The sequence below is a fragment of the uncultured Phenylobacterium sp. genome (assembly GCF_902826855.1).
In the GTDB taxonomy this organism is placed as follows: Bacteria; Pseudomonadota; Alphaproteobacteria; order Caulobacterales; family Caulobacteraceae; genus Phenylobacterium.
Map to the genome: position 1 here is coordinate 21,967 of NZ_CADEGK010000054.1, position 1,239 is coordinate 23,205.

1 protein-coding gene is annotated in these 1,239 nt (G+C 68.9%); it reads left to right on the top strand.

Annotated elements, in window-relative coordinates; all coding sequences use genetic code 11:
• Positions 1-68: 68 nt before the first annotated feature.
• The coding region (locus QZV94_RS09625) for a hypothetical protein (RefSeq protein WP_293677605.1) at positions 69-1,239 on the top strand (1,171 nt) is incomplete at its 3' end.

A 1,239-nucleotide genomic window follows, 5' to 3' on the forward strand; every position in this document is an offset into this window, starting at 1 on the left:
CGGGCGGGGAAGATCTCTTCCGCGGTCTAGCCGCTGCCGCTAGGCAGGATACCGAAATAGCGGGCCTTGTGGATGCGACCGCCACGGCGCTCACCCTTGCAGGGCGAGATGGACGCTTCGTAGCGGCGGGAGACGTCAGCCTGGGTCAAGTCATTTCCGGGCGCAATGTGACCGTGGATGGCCGCCGGGCTGCGGCCAACAGTCTGTTCATCGTGCAAAATCTCGCCCTGGCCGCCCGCTCTACGGATGTGGCTGTGGCGGAGGTTTCGATCGGGGGCGCCGGTAGCGTTCATGCGCAGCAGGACGTGCGACTCGATACCCTAGCTGTCGCCGGCACGCTTGAAATTCAGGGTGGTCGAGACGTGCGGATCGGCGACGGATTGTCCGAGGTGACCGGCGCCCTCCGCGTTGAGGCGGGGCGCGATATCGAAACCAACCTGGCTGCAGCGACTTTCGACCAGGTCTCGGGTGGGGGCATGGTGTCGCTACGGGGCGGGAGGCTGGTGGCGGGCTCGGTCTTGGGCGGGCAGGTGCTGGCGGACGCAGGTCAGGTGCGTATCGACACGGTGAGGAGTCAGGGCGACGTCTATGTGACGGCGCGCAGTGGTGAGGCGCGGGTGGGTCAGGCGACGGCCGGGGACGACGTCTATGTGCTGGCGACGCATGGCGATGCGGTGCTGGGCTCGGCGCGCGGGACGGGTCTTGGATCAGACGTGGTGGGATTGGCCTTCAGCGGCAATCCTGACACGGCAGGCAACGGCCGGGTGGTGCAGGTGGACTCCAGCGACCTGGATGCTCGGCTTGGCCTCGGCGGCGGTGGCGTGGAAGGCATGGTGAACCGGGTTGATGTGAGGGCCGGTCGCGACGCGGTGGCGGACCTTGGGGGCGAGACCGCGGGCTCCCTGCAGATCCAGGCGGCGCGTGATGCTAGCCTCACGGCGCCGAGCGCGCGCCTGGACTCCGTGACTGCCGGCCGCGACATCGCTCTCACCAGTCTCACCGGCGGGTTCACGGCGAAGGGGGATTTGACGGCGGGCGGGCGGATTTTGGTTCGTGCGGCGGGCGACAGCGAGTTCGAGCGGGTGACGGCGGGTGGTGACCTTGACCTGGAGGTGGCCGGTTACGCCCGGCTCGCGCAGGCGCAGGCCGCCGACCTGCGCATCACGGCCAACGATCTGGAAGCGGACCAGGTCTCGGGTGGGGGCATGGTGTCGCTACGGGGCGGGAGGCTGGTGGCGG